We start from the raw sequence: 20365 nt of genomic DNA, 5'->3' as shown, positions 1-20365 counted from the left end.
TGAAATCATAAATATGGAATTTACTCTTTTAATAGTAATCATAGTCTTAGCATTAATTTTTGATTACATCAATGGTTTTCATGATGCTGCTAATGCGATTGCGACAGTAGTTGCTACAAAGGTATTGACACCTTTTCAAGCCGTTGTTTGGGCTGCTTTTTTTAACTTTTTGGCATACTGGGTTTTTGGTTTTGGTGTTGCAGATACTGTTGCAAAAACAGCCAATACCATGGAAATTGATTTGGTTGTGATTCTCGCAGGAGTCATTGCCGCTATCATTTGGAATTTATTCACATGGTGGCAAGGTATTCCTTCAAGTTCGTCCCATACCTTAATTGGTGGTTTTGCTGGAGCTGCGATTGCGCACGCTATTGCAGTACATGGTTTTTCGTCTTACACGACTGGTACAGGTGCTGAAATGGAGACAGCCTACTGGTATGAGACTGTAAACTGGTACACTGCAAGCAAAAGTGGAGGTTTTCCTTCTGGAGTACTTGTAATTATTGCTTTTATCGTTTTAGCTCCTTTATTGGGTGCTTTAATGTCCTATTTAATTTCTATTTGGTTGCTCAACGCCTCTAAAAGAGAAATTGGACCAAAAATATTTACTGGGTTTGTGATTTTGTTAACTATCTGGTTTGTAGAAAGTCAAATGGTATATTATGAGGATATAGCCAAACCTCGTTTCGATTCGCATTTTTGGAGCGTAGTTTTCGAAACGCATAACATCAAATGGTTTTTAGTAGCTTTTATTATACTCTCAATTAGTACCTTTTGTTTGATTTTTAGTAGTTTAAACTTACATCAATCAACTGAATGGTTAAAAAAGATGCAATTATTGTCTTCTGCTGCCTTTAGTTTAGGGCATGGTGGAAATGATTCTCAAAAAGTAATGGGAATTATTGCTGCTGCTGTAACGGTGTATATTCAAACAAGTGGTATTTCGCAAGATATGATGCCTGAGTGGTTGGATGTTGTTTTGCCAAATGATGAGGGTGTTTTCAAAATGCCAGAATGGATTCCTTTAGCATGTTACTCTGCCATTGCAGCAGGTACTTTGAGTGGTGGATGGAAAATTGTGAAAACAATGGGGTCTAAAATTACAAAAGTAACTTCATTTGAAGGTGTAGCGGCAGAAACTGCAGGAGCTTTAACTTTATATTTTACAGAGCATTTTAAAGTTCCGGTGAGTACAACACATACAATAACAGGATCGATTATTGGGGTTGGATTAACGAATCGTGTATCTGCAGTTCGTTGGGGTATGACAGTAAGTTTAATGTGGGCTTGGGTACTGACAATTCCAATCTCAGCAATTCTTGCAGCTCTTATCTACTACTTATTTCGTATTTTTATCTAAGCAAAATATCAAAAATAAAAAAAACCATTCTCAGAATGGTTTTTTTGTTTTAGATAGACTCTTTTTATTTAAGTTCTATTTTTTGTCTGAAGTTCTTTTCAATTGCCTTAATCATTTCGCCAGCAATGTCTTTATTGGTTGCTCCTTCAATACCTTCTAGTCCAGGTGAAGAATTTACTTCAAGTAACAATGGTCCTTTTGAAGACCGAATAATATCAACTCCTGCCACTTTTAAGTCCATTGCTTTAGTTGCACGAATGGCGATCTTCTTTTCTTCTGGAGTTACTTTAATAACAGATGCAGTTCCGCCAAGGTGAATATTGGCTCTGAATTCTCCTGGCATTGCTTCACGTTGAATAGCAGCAACTACTTTTCCGTCAATTACAAAGCATCTAATATCTTTACCATTAGCTTCTTTTATAAACTCTTGAACCAAAATATTAGCATTCAAACTTTTGAAGGCGTTAATAACACTTTCCGCCGCTTTTTTAGTTTCTGCCAAAACAACACCTTTTCCTTGTGTTCCTTCAAGTAGTTTTACAATTAAAGGAGATCCACCTACCATTTTAATTAAATCATCAGTATCCAAAGGAGAATTTGCAAATCCAGTTGTAGGAATAGCTACACCATGATTGAGTAATAATTGTAATGAGTATAATTTGTCGCGCGACTGTGTAATGGCGTTAGACGAGTTCAAGCAATATACTTTTAAAGCTTCAAATTGACGTGTCAAGGCGCAGCCGTAAAAAGTGATACTTGGTCTAATTCTCGGAATTATAGCGTCAAATTGATTTAAAATTTTACCACCACGATAGTGAATTTCAGGAGTTTTAGCATCCAATTTCATGTAGCACTCCTTTATGTTCAAAAAGTGCATTTCATGGCCTCGCATTTCGCCGGCTTCCATAATACGTTTGTTGCTGTACAATTCAGGGTTACTAGCCAAAAGTCCGATGCGTAATCCTGAACTTGCTTTTTCTGAATTTTTATACAATTCTTTTAAAGTATCGCTCGAAGGCTGCCCTAGTAAATATTTTTGTTCAGGATCAACTAAAACTCTTCCGCTCATAGCTTCACGACCCAATAACATACGAAAACCCATGGAGTCACGATTGGTCAAAGTCATTTCTATAGGCCATTGCCCGCTACCAAGTTGAACATTAGTTTGGATTACATATCGGTGTTCTCTAAAACCACTTGAACTTTTTACAATACGTTTGTCTACTAGTGGAGCTTCGCAGTGAATTACTGTTTTTAAGTTATTTTGAATGGGATTGATGTCAAATTTTACCCAGTTGCTATCGTTTTTGATAAAGGGTGCGATGTTAATAGCATGCAATGCTGATGTTTTAGCACCTGAATCGACACGGGCTTTTATGGTAGGAATGCCTAATTCTGGAAAAGAACACCATTCTTCGCTACCTAAAATTACTTTATTATCTGACATAAATTGCGGATTTAATCTTATTTTAAAATTCAAATGTAGCTATTTGTTTTCACAAAATGTTGGTTTACTGTAAAGAATAAACCCGTTATGTTATAAAAACGTAACGGGTTTATTATCAATTAAAAAGTGGTTTTTACAAGTTACTTGCTTCGCCCGCTTTGTGTACTTTTACGGTTAATTCCTGAGCTCCTTCTTCTATATCCATGAATATTTCGTCGCCTAATAGAATTTTTGAAGTAATTATTTCTTCGGCGAGTGTGTCTTCTACATATTTCTGTATCGCTCTTTTTAGTGGTCTAGCACCAAATTGTTTGTCAAAGCCTTTATCAGCGATAAATGCTTTTGCAGTATCTGAAAGGTTTAAATTGTAACCCAATTCAGCCACACGAGCATATAGTTTTTTCAGTTCGATTTCGATGATTAAATCAATATCATGCTTTTCAAGTGCATTGAATACGATAACATCATCAATACGGTTCAAAAATTCAGGAGCAAATGTTTTCTTCAAAGCATTTTCAATAATACTTTTCGAATTGTCATCTGCTTGGGCCACTTTTGCAGCTGTTCCAAATCCAACGCCTTGACCAAAATCTTTTAACTGTCTAGCACCAACATTAGAGGTCATGATGATTATGGTGTTTTTAAAATCAATTTTTCTGCCTAAGCTGTCAGTTAAAAATCCGTCATCTAATACCTGTAATAGCATGTTGAACACATCAGGATGTGCTTTTTCAATTTCGTCTAATAATACTACACAATAAGGTTTTCTTCTTACTTTTTCAGTAAGTTGTCCGCCTTCTTCATAGCCTACGTATCCTGGAGGCGCACCCACTAATCTTGAAATGGCAAATTTCTCCATGTATTCACTCATGTCAATGCGGATTAACGCATCTTCTGAGTCGAATAGTTCTTTTGCTAAAACTTTAGCTAACTGTGTTTTTCCTACTCCTGTTTGGCCAAGGAAGATAAATGATCCGATTGGTCTGTTTGGGTCTTTTAATCCTGCACGGTTACGCTGAATAGAGCGTGCTATTTTAACAACGGCTTCTTTTTGACCAATAACCTTGTTTTCAATTAGCTCTGGTAATTTGGCAAGTTTGTTACTTTCGGTTTGTGCGATACGATTTACGGGTATACCGCTCATCATCGAAACTACATCGGCAACATTGTCTTCGGTTACTTGAATACGGTTATTTTTAGCATCTTCTTCCCACTGTTCTTGAGCAATAGCAAGATCTTTTTCGATGCGTTTTTCATCATCTCTAAGTTTTGCAGCCTCTTCGTATTTTTGTTTTTTGACCACTACATTTTTCATCTCGCGAACTTCTTCTAACTGACGTTCTAGATCTAAGATTTGCTTAGGCACTTCGATATTAGTTATGTGTACACGTGAACCTGCTTCGTCAAGAGCATCAATCGCCTTGTCTGGTAAAAATCGCTCAGACATATATCTGTCGGTCAGTTTTACGCAAGCCTCAATGGCTTCAGGTGTAAAAGTTACGTTGTGGTGATCTTCGTATTTGTTTTTGATATTGTTCAAAATCGTAATTGTTTCCTCAACAGATGTAGGTTCAACAATGATTTTTTGAAAACGTCTTTCTAACGCGCCATCCTTTTCGATGTATTGACGGTATTCATCCAAAGTTGTAGCCCCAATGCATTGAATTTCTCCACGGGCCAAAGCTGGCTTGAACATGTTAGATGCATCCAATGAGCCTGTAGCACCACCTGCTCCAACAATAGTATGGATTTCATCAATGAACAAAATAATGTCATCGTTTTTTTCTAGTTCGTTCATGACCGCTTTCATACGCTCTTCGAACTGCCCGCGGTATTTTGTTCCAGCAACTAAACTTGCTAAATCCAAAGTTACCACACGTTTGTTAAAAAGTGTACGTGAAACCTTTTTTTGAATAATGCGGAGCGCTAAACCTTCAGCAATTGCTGATTTTCCCACTCCGGGCTCACCAATAAGTAAAGGATTGTTTTTTTTACGACGGCTTAAAATTTGCGATACGCGCTCAATTTCTTTCTCGCGTCCCACAACAGGGTCAAGTCGTCCTTCTTCGGCCATTTCGGTTAAATCGCGACCAAAATTATCTAGAACTGGAGTTTTTGACTTTTTATTGGATTTGTTTGTCGGATTGTTGAAAGTTCCTTCTTTCAAACTGTCATCTTGTCCTGAATCGTCGTTGTAAGACTCATTGCGTGGCAAATTTTCTCTGAAATCTTCGTCGTTTGGCGTCATATTAATGTATTGTTCTTTAGCTATATCATAATCTATTTTGAGCTTATTCAATAGCTTGGTTGTAGGATCGTTCTCGTTTCTTAAGATACACAGAAGTAGATGTGCGGTGCTAATCGAGGTACTTTGGAATACTTTTGCCTCTAAAAAAGTGGTTTTTAAGGCACGCTCTGCTTGTCTAGTCAAATGTAAATTTTTCTTTTCTACATTGATTTCTAGGGTAGGGCTTGCAGGACTTAAAATTTCTACTTTGCGGCGTAAATGGTCTAAATCAACATCTAAATTGTTCAGAATTTGTATTGCTTTTCCGCTGCCATCTCTCAAAATACCTAACATTAAATGTTCAGTACCTATAAAGTCGTGACCTAAGCGCAAGGCTTCTTCCTTACTGTAGGTTATTACGTCTTTTACTCTTGGTGAAAAATTATCATCCATATTATATATTTAATCTCGTAAATTTAATGATTTACAATTTGAAAAACAAAAACCGTTCCTCTTGTTGCGCATGTCAGCTAAGAGACAAAAAATATTACGATTTAAGAGTTAAATTTACCTTAAATTATCAACTAAAAGCGGGTTTGATTTTGTTAATAAATCATTGAAATATGTTGCTGTAAAGTGGTAAAAAAAAATCTAAAAAGTGTATCTTGGCACGTTTTGAAACTAATATAATATTTTAATATAACAACTTATGTCTGAAGGAGAAAAGTTAATTCCTATTAACATAGAAGATGAAATGAAGTCAGCTTACATTGATTATTCAATGTCTGTAATTGTATCTCGAGCGCTTCCAGATGTTAGAGATGGTTTAAAGCCTGTACATCGAAGAGTTCTTTATGGTATGTATGATTTAGGAGTTTTTTCAAATAAAGCCCATAAAAAATCCGCAAGAATTGTAGGAGAGGTTCTTGGTAAGTACCACCCACACGGTGATACTTCTGTATACGATGCCATGGTGCGTATGGCTCAGGAATGGAGCATGCGTTATTTATTAATTGACGGTCAAGGTAACTTTGGGTCTGTTGATGGTGATAGCCCTGCAGCAATGCGTTATACAGAGGCTAGAATGCGCAAGATTTCTGAAGAAATCATGGCAGATATTGAAAAAGAAACAGTCGATTTTCAATTGAACTTTGACGATACTTTATATGAACCGAAAGTAATGCCAACACGCGTTCCGACTTTATTGATAAACGGAGCAACAGGAATTGCAGTAGGTATGGCTACTAACATGCCACCACACAACCTTACCGAAGTAATCAACGGAACATTAGCTTACATCGATAATAACGAAATCGAAATTGATGAGTTGATGACACATATTAAAGCGCCTGATTTTCCAACAGGTGGTATTATATATGGTTACGAAGGGGTTCGTGAAGCTTTCAAAACAGGAAGAGGACGTATTGTCATGCGTGCCAAAGTTGGTTTTGAAGAAGTAGATGGAAGAGAGTGTATCATTGTAACTGAAATTCCATACCAAGTCAATAAAGCAGACATGATTAAGCGTACTGCTGATTTGGTAAACGATAAAAAAATAGATGGTATTGCCAATATTCGCGACGAATCGGATAGAAACGGAATGCGTATTGTGTACATCTTAAAACGTGATGCTACTCCAAACGTAGTTTTGAATACACTTTATAAGTTTACACAATTGCAATCTTCATTTAGTGTAAACAACATCGCTTTGGTTAAAGGACGTCCGCAAATGTTGAATCTGAAAGATATGATTCATTATTTTGTAGAGCACCGTCATGATGTGGTTATTCGTAGAACACAATTTGATTTGCGTAAAGCCGAAGAAAGAGCTCATATTTTAGAAGGTTTGATTATTGCTTCAGATAATATTGACGAAGTAATTGCATTAATTAAGGCGTCTAAAAATACAGAGGAAGCTCGTAACAAATTGATGGAGAGATTTCAGTTATCTGATATTCAATCTCGTGCCATTGTTGAAATGCGTTTGCGTCAATTAACAGGTCTGGAGCAAGACAAGTTAAGAGCGGAGTACGATGAGATCATGAAATTGATTGATCATTTAAGAGCATTATTAGCGGATGTTAATTTGAGAACGGCTTTGATTAAGGAAGAACTTGAAGAAATCCGTGATAAGTACGGTGATGAGCGTCGTTCTACTATTCAATATTCTGGTGGAGACGTTAGTATTGAGGATTTGATTGCCGATGAAAATGTAGTAATTACTATTTCGCATGCAGGATATATCAAACGTACCAACTTAACAGAATACAAAACTCAAAATAGAGGTGGAGTTGGACAAAAAAGCGCTGGAACTCGTGATCAAGATTTCTTAGAACACATGTTTGTGGCTACAAACCATCAATATATGATGTTCTTTACCCAAAAAGGGAAATGCTTCTGGATGCGTGTTTACGAAATTCCAGAAGGAAGTAAAACAGCTAAGGGTAGAGCCATTCAAAACTTAGTGAACATTGAAAGCGATGACAAAGTGAAAGCTTTCATTTGTACCCAAGACCTAAAGGACAAAGATTATATCAATAGTCACAACTTAATAATGGTTACAAAACAAGGTCAAGTAAAGAAAACTTCATTAGAAAAATACTCAAAACCACGCGTAAATGGGGTGGCAGCTATCACAATTAAGGAAGGTGATGAGTTACTTGAAGCAAAATTAACTGATGGCGAAAGTCAAATTATTTTGGCGGTTAAATCCGGTAAATTGGTTCGTTTTGAGGAAACTAAAACACGACCAATGGGTAGAACAGCATCTGGAGTTCGCGGAATAACTTTAAAAGACGAATCTGATGAAGTAATTGGCATGGTTACTGTTGCTAAGGACAATATCAACGATTCACAAATTCTTGTTGTTACTGAAAACGGATACGGAAAACGTACCAAATTAGTTGACGAAGATGGAGAGGATGTTTACCGTATTACTAACCGTGGTGGTAAAGGTGTAAAAACACTCAATATTACTGAAAAAACAGGTAAATTAATTTCGATTAATGCCGTTACAGATGCTGATGATTTGATGATTATTAACAAATCAGGACTTACAATCAGAATGGCAATTGAAGATTTACGAGTTATGGGACGCGCAACACAAGGAGTGAAATTAATCAACTTGAAAGGCAAGGACTCTATTGCAGCGGTAACTAAAGTAATGAAAGATGATGTTGCCGAGGTTGTTGTTGATGAAGATGGAAATGTCGTTGAAACAGCGGCTATTGAAAGAGTAAAACCCGTTATGGAAGTACTAGAAGAAGAAGTTGTTGAAGAGGATGAAGACGACGAAGACGAAGTTATCGAGGACGATGAAGATCTTGAAGACGAAGAAGAATCTGAAGAATAAACATAAATTAAAACAATTATAAATTAAATTAGAATACCATGAACAGTAAATATGTAGTATTAGCATCAGCGTTATTGATATCAGTAACTACTTTTGCTCAAAAAGACCAAATTAAAGCTGCTGAAAAGGCTTTAAAGGGTGGTAAATCTCAAGAGGCAGCAACATTTTTAACTGAGGCGGAGGCATTAATTGCTAATGCAGCAGATGCTGAAAAAGCACAATTCTTTTTCGTTAAGGGTAATACATACTTAGATTTAGCTAATAAAAATGTAAACACAGACGCTAGTCTTTCTGCCGCTGCCAAAGCATTTCAAGATTTAATTGATGCTGAAAAGGCTTCAGGGAAATCAAAATTTTCTGCACAAGCAATAAAATCAGTTACTGAGATAAAATATAAATTAATCAATAGTGCAATTGCAGATTCTAAAGTTGAAAAATTTGCAGAGGGTTCTAAAAAGTTATATGATGCTTACTTGTTGGATAAAAAAGATACAATCAACTTGTATTATGCAGCTTCAACTTATGTAAATGCTAAAGATTACGATAAAGCACTTGAACTTTACGGCACATTGAAAACATTGAACTATTCTGGTAAAGCAACCAATTTTATTGCTGTTAACAAGCTGACATCTGCAGAGGATTTCTTTTCAACGGCACAAGAAAGAGACCGTTTGGTAAAACTTGGTACACACGAAAAGCCAAGAACAGAGGTTGTACCTTCAAAAAGAGGAGAGATCTACAAAAACATGGCTTTAATTTTGGTTGAAAAAGGAAAAACAGATGAGGCTAAAAAAGCAATTTCTGAGGCTCGTAAAACAAATCCAGAAGATGGATCTCTAGCTTTAACAGAAGCTAATTTGTACCTAGAAACTAAAGATTATGACACTTACAAAAAGTTAGTTTCTGAAATTTTAGAAAAGAATCCGAATGATTCCGAACTAATTTTTAACCTAGGTGTTCTTAGCGCAAATGCTAAAAATGTAGTTGATGCTGAGAAATACTACAGAAGAGTAATCGATATCAATCCTCAATACGTGAATGCTTACATTAATCTTGCTGCCATGAAATTGGAAGATGAGAAGGTGATTATTGATGAGATGAATAAATTAGGAACTTCTACAAAAGATCAAAAACGTTACGACGAATTGAAAAAGAAAAGAGAAGATATGTTCAAAGCGACGATTCCATTTTTGGCAAAAGCGGTTGAATTAAATCCAACAAATCAAGATGTATCTAAAACTTTATTAGGTGTTTACAATGCACTTGAAATGACTGCTGAAGCAAAAGCTTTAAAAGCGAAAATGTAATTAAAACTTGAAATTACAAAAAAAGCCTGTCTTGAAAGAGACAGGCTTTTTTATGTTTTATATTATTTGAATGAAATAGTAAAGGTGGTTCCTTCATTCGGTTTGCTATTAACCGAAATACTTCCACCCAAGCTGTTCACATGATTGTAAACGAGATACAATCCAATACCACTACTGTCTGAATTATCATGAAATTTTTCGTAAAGACCAAAAACTTTATCTTTAACTTTTTCCATATCAAAACCAATTCCTTGATCGCTAAAAATTAATTGTTTGGTACCACCATTAAATTTTGTGGATATTACAATATTGGGTGCACTAGCAACTTGACAGTATTTAATGGCATTGCTGAGCAGATTTAAAAAAATACTTTGCAAATAGCCTTTGTTAAAATTTATTTCATCAAAAGCAGAAAAATCAGTTGCAATAGTAGCTTTAGAGTTTAAAACTAATGATTTGATTGAGGCTGTTACTAACGCCAACGTTTCGGGGATATTTACGGTTTCAATGTGAGGGTGTAAATTTTCGTTAACCACTAGTTGATCAAGTGAATCATTTAGTGTGTTTCTTAAATTTTGACTTGTTTCCTGTAAGATGTTTATTAATTCTAGAGTTTCGCTATCATCTATTTTAGATGTATCTATCAAGTTGAAAATAGCCATCATATTATTTAGTGGCGATTTTAAGTCATGTGAAATTTTATGCGAAAGTACTGTGAGTTCTTTATTAATTTGTGTCAGTTTTGCTAATAAAATATCACGTTCTTCCTCTCTCTTTTTGGTATGCGTTATATTTTTTGCAATTGCGTACACTAATTTTTCTTCTATCACTGGCATTGAAGTCCATGACAACCAAATAATCTCTCCGCTTTTAGTAAGGTATCGATTTTCAAAATTGAGAAGAGGTTTATTTTTGTAGACCTGATCCCTGGTTTCAATTGTAATTTTTAAATCAGCTTCGTGCACAAAACTACTTATTGGTCTAGCATAAAGTTCTGCATCAGTATATCCTAAAGTTTGGGATACGGCAGGATTAATTCTTTTAAAATAACCGTCAAATCCTGCAATACAAATAAAGTCTGCAGATATTTTAAAGAAATTATCAAAATGATAAATTCCGGCAGGATCAGGATTTTCTTTGTTTTTAGTCATGATTGTTTCACCTAAATGATACTATTTCTAAGCCAAATAAAAAATTAATATTTGTTTAGTTTTTGTTTTGGTTATCAAAGAGTTTAACTTCAAATCTAGTCAATATTTATCAATAAGTAGGATGATTTTATCACAATATTTTTAATGTTAAGCTTAAACAAAAAAACAGACTCTTTATTATAGAATCTGTTTTTTTGTACTTTGAATTGTTGCGAAAGTGTTATAGTTTAAATATTCCACCAAAAGCTATGATTCTTTGCAAAAAGAAAAAATCTTGTGAAGCACGATCCGCGGTGCTTTGCGTCGTGCGAATGTCTGGCATGTTGATGTAACCGCCTTTGATTTCTCCTTGAATATAAAAATGTTTAAAAAAGGTAACATTTACACCTGCTTTTACCGAAGCTCCATATCCTGAAACATGAAAATCGTCGTGGCGCTCTTTGCCAAGTAAAGTAGTATTAGTTTTGGGATAAAGTACTCCTGCGCCAATACCTTCTGTCAGATTCACTTGAATTTTATCAGTATTCGTAATTTTAAATACTTTGGAAATGTCATCATGACGCGATATTTCAGTATGTACATAGTTTAAACCATCGGTGTGTTCGTACATTAAAAAATCTTCAGTCAATTCAATCGGGGAATTATTATACACTCCATCAAAAGGCGTTCCTGCTGCAATTGTACCACTAATATTAGCCGTTTGACCTTGAGTCATTACATATTTCATATGGTCAACTCCAAGGGCTATACTGTAATGGTCATTAATGAAGTATCCCAAACGCAAATTAGTTTGTGGGATGGTCATTTTAGTGGGGTTGATGTAATCTACATGCCAACCCTTAGGTTTGTCATGCGCCGTTATGTTATTTAGGGTAAAATTATAATCGGCTCCCTTAAAAGTAACGTCAGATTTACTGTAGGTTTCTCTGTTTCCGCCCCATGATACAAAAAACTTCCCTTTATTGTGTGCAGTATATTTATCTTGAATTTTAATATCATCTTGAGCTTGAACCCTATTTCCAGTCAAAACGGTAAAAATTGCAGATATAAAAATTATTTTTTTCAATTGTTTAGTTCTCAAAAATTAGAATTTATTAACAGTTTGTCTAATTGCCACAAGCTTAGTCATTAAAGCCTCAAAATAATCTAAATGTAGCATATTAGCACCGTCACTTTTAGCATTAGCAGGATCAAAATGTGTTTCTATAAAAATTCCATCCACTCCAGTTGCAATTCCGGCCTTGGCAATCGTTTCAATCATATCAGGGCGTCCACCAGTAACACCCGCAGTTTGATTAGGTTGTTGTAAAGAGTGAGTTACATCTAGTACCGTTGTAGCATAGTTTTGCATGGTTGGAATTCCTCTAAAATCAACAATCATGTCTTGGTAGCCAAACATCGTTCCTCTATCCGTTACCATCACATTGGTATTGTTGCAATCCAACACTTTTTGAACGGCATGCTTCATGCTTTCTGGACTCATGAATTGTCCTTTTTTCAAATTTACCACTTTTCCAGTATTGGCCGCTGCAACTACCAAGTCAGTTTGACGTACTAAGAAAGCAGGAATCTGCAATACATCAACATATTGAGCAGCCATGTCAGCATCTTCATTGGTGTGAATATCAGTAACGGTTGGAATATTAAAAGTTTCAGAAACTTTTCTTAGAATTTTTAACGCCTTTTCGTCGCCAATGCCAGAAAAACTATCTATTCTAGAACGGTTTGCTTTTTTAAAGGAACCTTTAAATACAAATGGAATTTGAAGTGAATTCGTAATTCCAACTAATTTTTCAGCAATTTGTAATGCCATTTCTTCGCCTTCAATAGCGCAAGGTCCAGCCAATAAGAAAAAATTTCCGCTATCAGTATGCTTAATTAAAGGGATATCTTGTATGTTCATAATGTGTTGTTTTTTAAAGTTGCAAAGATAGTGAGGTTTTACAAATTTGTTGGCGATTTTATTTTTTTTAGGAGCTCTTTCCTGCTATCCGTTGCAATCTTTTGCTTTTTGAAAATAAAAAGCAAAAGGATTTCCACTGCTATCAGGGCTAGGAACGATTATTTTTTTAAAGTAAAACCCACGGGAACCATCAAAATTCCTTTTTCATAGATGTTTAAGTAAAGTAAAACAGGTTTATTTTGACCTTGCCATTTAATCTGATATACATCTAAGAAACCTGCACCCATATCGCTTTTTGTGGTTGGAAAAGGACAACAGCTTTCTAATTTTTCATAACTTATTTTTTCGCCTTTTGGCCCAGCCAATGCATTCAAAAATCGTTCTTGGTTAATGGTTGTATTTGCTGTTCCGCTAAAAAATAAATTTATCGGGTAATCTTTGTCGTATCCATATTTTTTATCAGTGCTAAATTGAGTAATTATAAAGGTGTTATTTTCGCTCAATCGTAGGTTTGGTGCCGAGTCATCGGTGTTTTTTAAAGTTGATTTGGTGCTAGTGCAAGAGCTTAGTTGTAGTGCCAAGATGGTTAAGAGGAGTAATTTTTTCATGCTAGGTGGTTTTTTATATTTGTTTGTAGCGCTTTTTACGAGTTCAATTTCTAAAACAAAGATAATTGAAACTAATATGTATTGTATTTCTACATTCAAAAATTACAAGTGTTAATTGAACTTTGCAAATGCTTCTTATATTTGTCTAAAAAATTCAAGAATATGGAAATAATTTTTCAAACCTGGCCTTGGTATATTTCAGGTTTTTTGATTGGTATGATAATGCTGGCACTTACTTATTTTGGAAAAGCTTTCGGGATGTCTTCGAACCTGCGCTCACTTTGTGCAATGTCTGGATTGGGTAAAAAGGTGTCATTTTTTAATTTTGATTGGAAATCGCAACGTTGGAATTTAGTTGTGGTCCTGGGTGCTATGCTTGGTGGATTTGTAGCAGTTCAATTCATGAGCGACCCTTCTAACGTTAGTTTAAATCCTGCTACAGTCATGCAATTAGAACAAATGGGTATTGATGCGCCAAATGGTAAACTGATGCCTGCGGCTCTTTTTGGGTCTGATGCAATTGCAAATCCTGCTACTCTTATTTTATTAGTTGTTGGCGGAATTTTAATTGGTTTTGGCTCCCGTTATGCCGGCGGATGTACGTCTGGTCATGCTATTTCTGGCTTGAGCAATTTGCAAATTCCATCTTTAAAAGCGGTTATTGGCTTTTTTATCGGAGGCTTATTGATGGCTCATTTTATTTTGCCTTATCTTTTATCCTAATCATTTTAAATAGTTCAAAATGAAAAATATAATAAAATATCTTTTAGTGGGTTTTGTTTTTGGAATTGTCCTTACAAAGTCCGAAGCCGTTTCGTGGTACCGAATTTACGAAATGTTTCAATTTCAATCTTTTCATATGTTTGGTATTATTACCGTTGCAATTGTAACTGGAGTAATAGGGTTACAGCTAATCAAGCGTTTTAATGTTAAGGACAGTTCAGGTGCAGCGATTAACATTCCAGATAAGGAAAAAGGAAATGCCAGATATTGGATTGGCGGTCTTATTTTTGGATTAGGTTGGGCCTTAGTTGGTTCTTGTCCCGGACCTATTTTTATTTTAATTGGTGCAGGCTTCTGGAGTGTACTTATTGTGTTGTTTGGCGCGCTATTGGGTACTTTTTTGTACGGTGTTGTTCGTTCAAAATTGCCTCATTAAACTAAAACAAGTGAACTTAAATTCAAACAAAAAAACCTATTCGAGATCAAATCAAGAATAGGTTTTTTTATTGTTTTTAAATAAATTAATTACACTATTTCAGCGCTAATTCCTGCTTCTAACAGTTGTGTGCATTGTGGTTTTAGCTTTTCAATAGGTCCCGTTTTTACGGTACATTTGCCGTTGTAGTGCACAATTAAGGAACATTGCTCTGCTTGCTCAGGAGTATGATCGCATACACGAATGAGAGTTTCAATAACATGATCAAAAGTGTTGACATCGTCGTTGTACACGATAATTTCATTTTCAAGCTGCAGAGCCTCTTTTAAACTGACTCTTTCTCTAACTTTTTCTTTAGTACTCATTTTATTTGCTTTTTGTACTGTGATTATTACTTTTTACAAATACTAGTTCTAATTTACGTATTTTAATGATACCCAGTTGTTTCTTTCAAATTTTTTAACATAGGTCAGCCCTTTTTCAGTGCATGACGCATCGATAAACGGGATGTCTTCTTGGTAAAAACCACTTAATAACAAAGTACCACCCGGATTTAAACAATCCACATAGCTTTGCATATCATTTAACAAAATATTGCGATTGATGTTGGCAATAATCAAGTCGTAATTTTTTCCTGCAAGTAAAGCAGCTTCGCCTTCATAAACGGTAATGTGTTTGCAATTGTTGCGTGCTGCATTTTCAATCGAGTTCAAATAACACCAATTGTCAACATCAATAGCATCAATAGGTTGTGCGCCTTTCATTTCGGCTAAAATAGCTAAGATGGCCGTTCCGCAGCCCATATCTAATGTTTTAAGACCAGTAACATCCATTTCAAGTAAATGCTGAATCATCATGTGTGTAGTTTCATGATGACCAGTTCCAAAACTCATTTTGGGTTCAATAACAATATCAAACTCGGCATCAGTCTTTGGGTGAAAAGGAGCTCTCACATGGCAATTCCCGTCTACGTCAATTGCTTCAAAGTTTTTTTCCCATTCTTCATTCCAGTTAACTTGCTCGATTTCTTCAAAGGTGTAATCAATTTCAAATTCTTCTGAACTTAAAATTTGTATTCCTTCTAAAATCATTTCGTCCCAAAGGTCTTTTTGTACAAAAGCTGAGATTCCGTTTTCTGTTTCGGTAAAACTTTCAAATGCTTTTTCTCCTAATTCAGCAATTAAAATTTCTGAACCTAATTCTTTTGGACTTATCGTAAAATGGTAGCCTATATAAATGTTTGACATGCTTATTTTTTTTGCAAAGGTAACAATAGCGTAGCAAATGCATTTGATATTTAAATAATATTTTACATTTGTAAGACAAACACACAACAAAATAATGAAAAAAATTGCCTTAATCATTGCGCTTGCTTTTTACGTGAGTAGTTCTGCTCAAGTGTCTATTAAACAAAGCAAACAAGACAATGATTTAAAACTTTCTGCTTTACCCTATTATAGTTTTGGAAAAGGAATTGGGATTACTTCGCCAGATAGTTTGTACCAATTGAATATTAGGTTCCGTATGCAAAACAGAGTTACCTACTTAGATAATGAAGGAGCTGCGGCTTCTTATGATGGTCAAATTCGTAGGTTGCGATTGCGCTTGGATGGTTATGTGGGCTCACCAAAATTTTTATATGCGGTGCAATTGTCATTTGCCCCGGGCGATGTAGGCGAATTTAGAGAAGGAGAGAATATAAACATTATTCGGGATGCTGTTTTGTTTTACAGACCTAACAAAAATTGGAATCTCAGTTTTGGTCAAACGAAATTACCCGGCAACAGACAACGTGTAAATTCGTCAGGAGGATTGCAGTTAACCGATCGCTCCATCAATAATGCCAAGTTTACGATTGATCGTGATTTTGGTTTTCAAGTTCACAATTTGAATGAATTTAAGGATGCATTCTCTTATAATTTTAAAACAGCTATTTCAACGGGAGAAGGTCGAAATATTACCGATAATGCTGATGCAGGTTTAGCTGTCACTGGTAAAGTAGAATTGTTTCCGTTTGGCGCTTTTGCAAAAGACGGTACTTATTTTGAAGGAGATATTGTGCGAGAGCCAAAGCCTAAATTAATGCTTTCAGGAGCTTTTCAACAAAATAATCAAGCCAAGAGAACGCAAGGACAATTAGGAAATGATTTATTTCAAGCTCGAAATATGCAATCCGTTTTATTGGATGCCATGCTGAAATACAACGGTTGGGCTTTCATGAGTAGTTATATGTCTAGAACTACGAGTAAGAACGCTGTTACTTTTAGCCCTACTGATGCAAGTCTTTTTAATTTTGCTTATGTTGGTCATGGATTTGACCATCAAGTCAGCTATAATTTTGTATCAAATTATGAAGTAATTGGTCGTTTTTCAACTCAAAAGGTGGGAACAGATATTCAAACATTGGCTCCCAATACCAAACAGTATAGTTTAGGACTCACCAAGTACATCTGGGAACATGCCTTTAAGGTACAAGGTGAAATTAGTTTTGATACACTGACTTTTTATTCAGGTGATAGAAAAAATAATTGGTACGCCCGTTTTCAAATTGAGATTGGGATTTAAAACAAAAAAACCGATGCTGTTAGTGCATCGGTTTTTTTGTTTTAAATAGGAGTTGTTTAGATTGCAGTAACAATTGCAACAAAATCATCTGCTTTCAAGGCAGCACCACCAATTAATCCGCCATCAACATCTGGCTTAGAGAAAATTTCTTTAGCATTTTCAGGTTTAACACTTCCTCCGTAAAGGATAGAAACGGTATCAGCCACTTCATTTCCGTATGTTTTACGAACAGTTTCTCTGATAAATTCGTGCATTTCTTGTGCTTGCTCTGGCGAAGCGGTTTCACCTGTACCAATAGCCCAAACAGGCTCATAGGCCAAAACAACTTGCTCCCAATCTTTTGCTTCAATTTGAAACAAACCATCTTTTAATTGGTTTTCCACCACATTAAAATGATTGGCTGATTGACGGTCTTTTAATTCTTCGCCAAAGCAAAAAATAACAGTCATATCATGTTCTAAAGCTGTGTTAACTTTGTTTGCAATGAGTGCATCAGTTTCGTGAAAAATGGCACGTCGTTCAGAGTGACCTAAAATTACGATGTCAACACCAACACTTTTTAACATGTCTGCCGAAATTTCTCCGGTGAATGCACCGCCTTCAGCTTGGTGCACGTTTTGAGCTGCAACCTTGATATTGGTGAACTCTAAATGATCTACTGCCGATGCTAAATTGACAAATGTAGGTGCAACAATTACGTTTGTATCAGTATCAGTTGGAATTTTAGCGATTAATTCATTCAATAAATCTTCTGTTTGCTCCGCATTTTTATGCATTTTCCAGTTTCCAGCAACAATCTTTTTTCTCATTATAATTCTCTTGTAAGTTTATTAGTTTTTTCTTTTGTGTCAAAGTAGTAGATTACTTTAAACTTTCTAGTGTTTCGTTAATTTTATCAAAGTCGGTTTCAATGGCTCTGTAAAGAACGATTTTACCCGTTTTGTCTACGATGATGTAACGCGGTATCCAATCGATGTCCATTGCTTTTCCAAAAACACCTTTCATTTGGTCATTGGCCATATAATGATCTCCAACCAAAGCGTGTTTCTCAATACCAGACTTCCATTTGTCAGCAGTTTTATCCATCGAGATAAAAACGTAATCAACATTGGTATGAGTAGCTTGCATTTCTTTTACTTTCGGCATTGCTTTTACGCAGTCACCACACCAAGAAGCCCAAACTTCAATCACTACGGTTTTACCTTTGTGTTTCTTTAAAATGTTTTTAAATGCTACTTGGCTGCCATTAGATGCCAAAAGTGTTTCATTCAAAGCGGTTTTTGAAAATGCAGTTTTTTGTGCATTGGTATTACAAGAACAGCTCAAGATTACAAGAAATAATGCTATTAATTTTTTCATTTTTATTTTGTTTTTAACAAAGTTACGCAAACAAATGTAATGCCAAATAGAGAAAAAGCATTTTTGAAATTATTATTCGAAAATCACAAAATTATATCGTTATCGTATAGTAATTTTGTAACACTTTTGAGTTTTTGCAATGCAATATTTTGATTTAAAGTCATAAAAAAAGTCGTAAAACTCATGAGAGTATTTACGACTTTATATTTTTAACTTTTTTCTACCACTTGATTTGATCCAAGTCTTGATGGTGTACTTTTTGTTTTACGGTACCTTTTTCAAGAAGTATAATACTTGGATTTGCTCTTTCAATAGTTTTAACTGTGATTGCATCACAAAAATAAAAATCAAAATTGTAACCGTATTTTTTTTGAGCCGCAGCTATATCCTCTGGTAATGAAGCCGTCATTCCTACAACCTGATACCCTTTTGCGATAGCGGTTTTACTTAAATTTGCTAACTTTTTCATCCCATCAGCATCAGCATTTGGTAAATCATAAGCCGTAATTAAAAGTAATTTAGGAGCATTCAAAAATTCGTCTTTATAATCAGAACCGTCTTTTTCCATAATAAAATCATGAATAGGAGGAACGTAGCCTTCAGTAATTACCTTGTCTTTTCGGTCAACAAATACGGCTCCTTCTGGTATCGCCATTAAATCAGCCTCTTTGAATTCTTTATCAACACCGTCTACTTTGTAAATAAATACCATTTCAACTACCGATTTTGGAGCGCCATCAGGAATTTTCATGCCTTCTTGAATGCTGTTGCCCACTTTGTATGGTCTAAAATCGATGATAGGCAAGTGATTCAGTACCCAATAGCCCATGAATACCGAAGCTGCAATGCTTCCTAAAAACAAAGTATTTTGCACAGCGGCAGGAAATAAGGGTTTGATTAGTTTTTGGTTTCGGTACAAAATCAAAATAAAAACTAACAAGACCACATCTTTTGTAAATGATTCCCAAGGTGTTAATTTTAATGCATCACCAAAGCAACCACAATCTTTTACCACATTAAAGTAAGCCGAGTAAAAAGTTAAGAATGTGAATAAGACAATTAAAATAAGTAAGCTCCAAACAGTAAACTTTGTTTTGTAACCAATTAACAGCATTATACCTAAAACCACTTCAAGTATTACAAGAAATAGCGCAATCGCTAAAGCAAAAGGAACGAAAATAGGTAAGTTAAAAACGGGTTCGCTGAAGTATTCGGCAAGTTTGTACGAGAATCCTACTGGGTCATTCAATTTGATTAATCCTGAAATGATAAAAAGGATTCCAACAAATATTCTAGAAAATTGAGTAATTGCATTTTTCATGTGAAGAAATTATTTTTGAGAGCCAAAGCCCATTAAAATTAGTGCGAAAACAGCATAATTAAGCATGTCTTGATAATTGGCATCAATTCCTTCTGATACCAAGGTTTTTCCTTTATTATCCTCGATTTGTTTTACGCGAAGTAGTTTTTGCAAAATTAAATCGGTTAAGGATGCCACACGCATTTCGCGCCAAGCCTCACCATAATCGTGATTTTTAGCTTCCATGAGTTCTTTGGTTAAAGTAATTTTAGCGTCGTACAAAGCGGTTGCTTTGGCCACTTCAAGATCGGGTTGTTCTACAACTCCAAGTTCCAATTGTATTAAAGCCATTACTGCATAATTGATGATACCGATAAATTCGCCCGTTTCATCCTCATCAATTTTGCGTGTAGCGTTTTCTTGAAGACTTCTAATGCGCTGTGCTTTGATGTAAATTTGATCAGTTAGCGATGGGAGTCGTAAAATGCGCCAAGCACAACCGTAATCTTTCATTTTGTTAACAAAAAGGCTGCGACATATGGCAATCACGGCATCATATTCTTGTGAAGTATTCTTCATTATTGCTGTATATTTGTATTCAATTTTTTTCAAAAGTAAAGAATTAAG

General features: G+C 35.3%; 18 protein-coding genes. 6 read left to right on the top strand and 12 right to left on the bottom strand.

What is annotated here, in order from left to right:
* The first annotated feature begins 13 nt into the window (after nt 1-13).
* Nucleotides 14-1360 (top strand): inorganic phosphate transporter, encoded by a 1347-nt coding sequence (locus KBJ98_RS09470; protein ID WP_210789981.1) that lies wholly within the window; start codon nt 14-16, stop codon nt 1358-1360.
* 64 nt (nt 1361-1424) lie between these two features.
* On the opposite strand, the gene rimK is transcribed toward KBJ98_RS09470, so the two are convergent.
* Together rimK and KBJ98_RS09460 are read right to left on the bottom strand one after the other, a co-directional pair.
* Nucleotides 1425-2807, bottom strand: coding sequence for a 30S ribosomal protein S6--L-glutamate ligase (gene rimK, locus KBJ98_RS09465; RefSeq protein WP_210789980.1), 1383 nt, complete (start codon nt 2805-2807; stop codon nt 1425-1427).
* 133 nt (nt 2808-2940) lie between these two features.
* Nucleotides 2941-5487, bottom strand: coding sequence for an ATP-dependent Clp protease ATP-binding subunit (locus tag KBJ98_RS09460; protein ID WP_210789978.1), 2547 nt, complete (start codon nt 5485-5487; stop codon nt 2941-2943).
* Between the two features lie 256 nt (nt 5488-5743).
* On the opposite strand from KBJ98_RS09460, the gene gyrA reads away from it, so the two are divergent.
* Together gyrA and KBJ98_RS09450 are read left to right on the top strand one after the other, a co-directional pair.
* Entirely contained in the window at nt 5744-8386 is a 2643-nt protein-coding gene (gyrA, locus tag KBJ98_RS09455) for a DNA gyrase subunit A (protein ID WP_210789974.1), read from the top strand.
* 38 nt (nt 8387-8424) lie between these two features.
* Entirely contained in the window at nt 8425-9693 is a 1269-nt protein-coding gene (locus tag KBJ98_RS09450; RefSeq protein ID WP_210789970.1) for a tetratricopeptide repeat protein, read from the top strand.
* A 62-nt stretch (nt 9694-9755) separates the two neighbouring features.
* Here the strand turns inward: KBJ98_RS09450 and KBJ98_RS09445 are convergent, their stop codons facing one another.
* The 4 genes from KBJ98_RS09445 to KBJ98_RS09430 form a co-directional block, all read right to left on the bottom strand.
* Entirely contained in the window at nt 9756-10844 is a 1089-nt protein-coding gene (locus tag KBJ98_RS09445) for a PAS domain-containing sensor histidine kinase (RefSeq protein ID WP_210789968.1), read from the bottom strand.
* A gap of 220 nt (nt 10845-11064) precedes the next feature.
* Nucleotides 11065-11910 carry a hypothetical protein gene (locus tag KBJ98_RS09440; RefSeq protein WP_210789964.1) on the bottom strand — a complete coding sequence of 282 codons (846 nt, stop codon included), beginning with the start codon at nt 11908-11910 and terminating at the stop codon, nt 11065-11067.
* Between the two features lie 18 nt (nt 11911-11928).
* Nucleotides 11929-12747: a 3-deoxy-8-phosphooctulonate synthase gene (gene kdsA, locus KBJ98_RS09435; protein WP_210789962.1), complete on the bottom strand. Its 819-nt coding sequence runs from the start codon at nt 12745-12747 to the stop codon at nt 11929-11931.
* A 158-nt stretch (nt 12748-12905) separates the two neighbouring features.
* Nucleotides 12906-13355, bottom strand: a complete 450-nt coding sequence (locus KBJ98_RS09430) for a 2-dehydro-3-deoxyphosphooctonate aldolase (protein WP_210789959.1) — start codon at nt 13353-13355, stop codon at nt 12906-12908.
* A gap of 162 nt (nt 13356-13517) precedes the next feature.
* On the opposite strand from KBJ98_RS09430, the gene KBJ98_RS09425 reads away from it, so the two are divergent.
* A complete protein-coding gene (locus KBJ98_RS09425) occupies nt 13518-14078 on the top strand; it encodes a YeeE/YedE family protein (protein ID WP_210789956.1) in 561 nt (186 codons plus the stop codon).
* 19 nt (nt 14079-14097) lie between these two features.
* Complete coding sequence (locus KBJ98_RS09420; RefSeq protein WP_210789953.1) at nt 14098-14514, top strand: DUF6691 family protein; 417 nt, start codon at nt 14098-14100, stop codon at nt 14512-14514.
* An 89-nt stretch (nt 14515-14603) separates the two neighbouring features.
* Here KBJ98_RS09420 and KBJ98_RS09415 read toward each other — a convergent pair whose 3' ends face one another.
* Both KBJ98_RS09415 and prmA read right to left on the bottom strand, forming a co-directional pair.
* The gene (locus tag KBJ98_RS09415) at nt 14604-14879 is read right to left on the bottom strand and encodes an ATP-dependent Clp protease adaptor ClpS (protein WP_210789951.1); all 276 of its coding nucleotides are present in this window, start codon (nt 14877-14879) and stop codon (nt 14604-14606) included.
* A gap of 48 nt (nt 14880-14927) precedes the next feature.
* Nucleotides 14928-15761, bottom strand: a complete 834-nt coding sequence (gene prmA / locus KBJ98_RS09410) for a 50S ribosomal protein L11 methyltransferase (protein WP_210789949.1) — start codon at nt 15759-15761, stop codon at nt 14928-14930.
* A 94-nt stretch (nt 15762-15855) separates the two neighbouring features.
* Between prmA and KBJ98_RS09405 the strand changes: the two genes are divergently transcribed.
* Nucleotides 15856-17079 (top strand): porin, encoded by a 1224-nt coding sequence (locus tag KBJ98_RS09405; RefSeq protein ID WP_210789946.1) that lies wholly within the window; start codon nt 15856-15858, stop codon nt 17077-17079.
* A 56-nt stretch (nt 17080-17135) separates the two neighbouring features.
* On the opposite strand, the gene tpiA is transcribed toward KBJ98_RS09405, so the two are convergent.
* From tpiA to KBJ98_RS09385, 4 genes are all read right to left on the bottom strand, one after another.
* Complete coding sequence (tpiA, locus tag KBJ98_RS09400; protein WP_210789944.1) at nt 17136-17888, bottom strand: triose-phosphate isomerase; 753 nt, start codon at nt 17886-17888, stop codon at nt 17136-17138.
* Nucleotides 17889-17940: 52 nt separating this feature from the next.
* Entirely contained in the window at nt 17941-18438 is a 498-nt protein-coding gene (locus KBJ98_RS09395; RefSeq protein WP_210789942.1) for a TlpA family protein disulfide reductase, read from the bottom strand.
* Nucleotides 18439-18658: 220 nt separating this feature from the next.
* The gene (locus KBJ98_RS09390) at nt 18659-19759 is read right to left on the bottom strand and encodes a BT_3928 family protein (protein WP_210789938.1); all 1101 of its coding nucleotides are present in this window, start codon (nt 19757-19759) and stop codon (nt 18659-18661) included.
* A gap of 9 nt (nt 19760-19768) precedes the next feature.
* A complete protein-coding gene (locus KBJ98_RS09385) occupies nt 19769-20317 on the bottom strand; it encodes a DUF1599 domain-containing protein (RefSeq protein ID WP_210789935.1) in 549 nt (182 codons plus the stop codon).
* Nucleotides 20318-20365: the final 48 nt, after the last annotated feature.

Origin of the sequence: Flavobacterium erciyesense (assembly GCF_018069925.1) — a bacterium.
In the GTDB taxonomy this organism is placed as follows: domain Bacteria; phylum Bacteroidota; class Bacteroidia; order Flavobacteriales; family Flavobacteriaceae; genus Flavobacterium; species Flavobacterium erciyesense.
The sequence above is the reverse complement of the archived record's forward strand: the minus strand, read 5'-3'. Positions and strand labels throughout refer to the sequence as shown.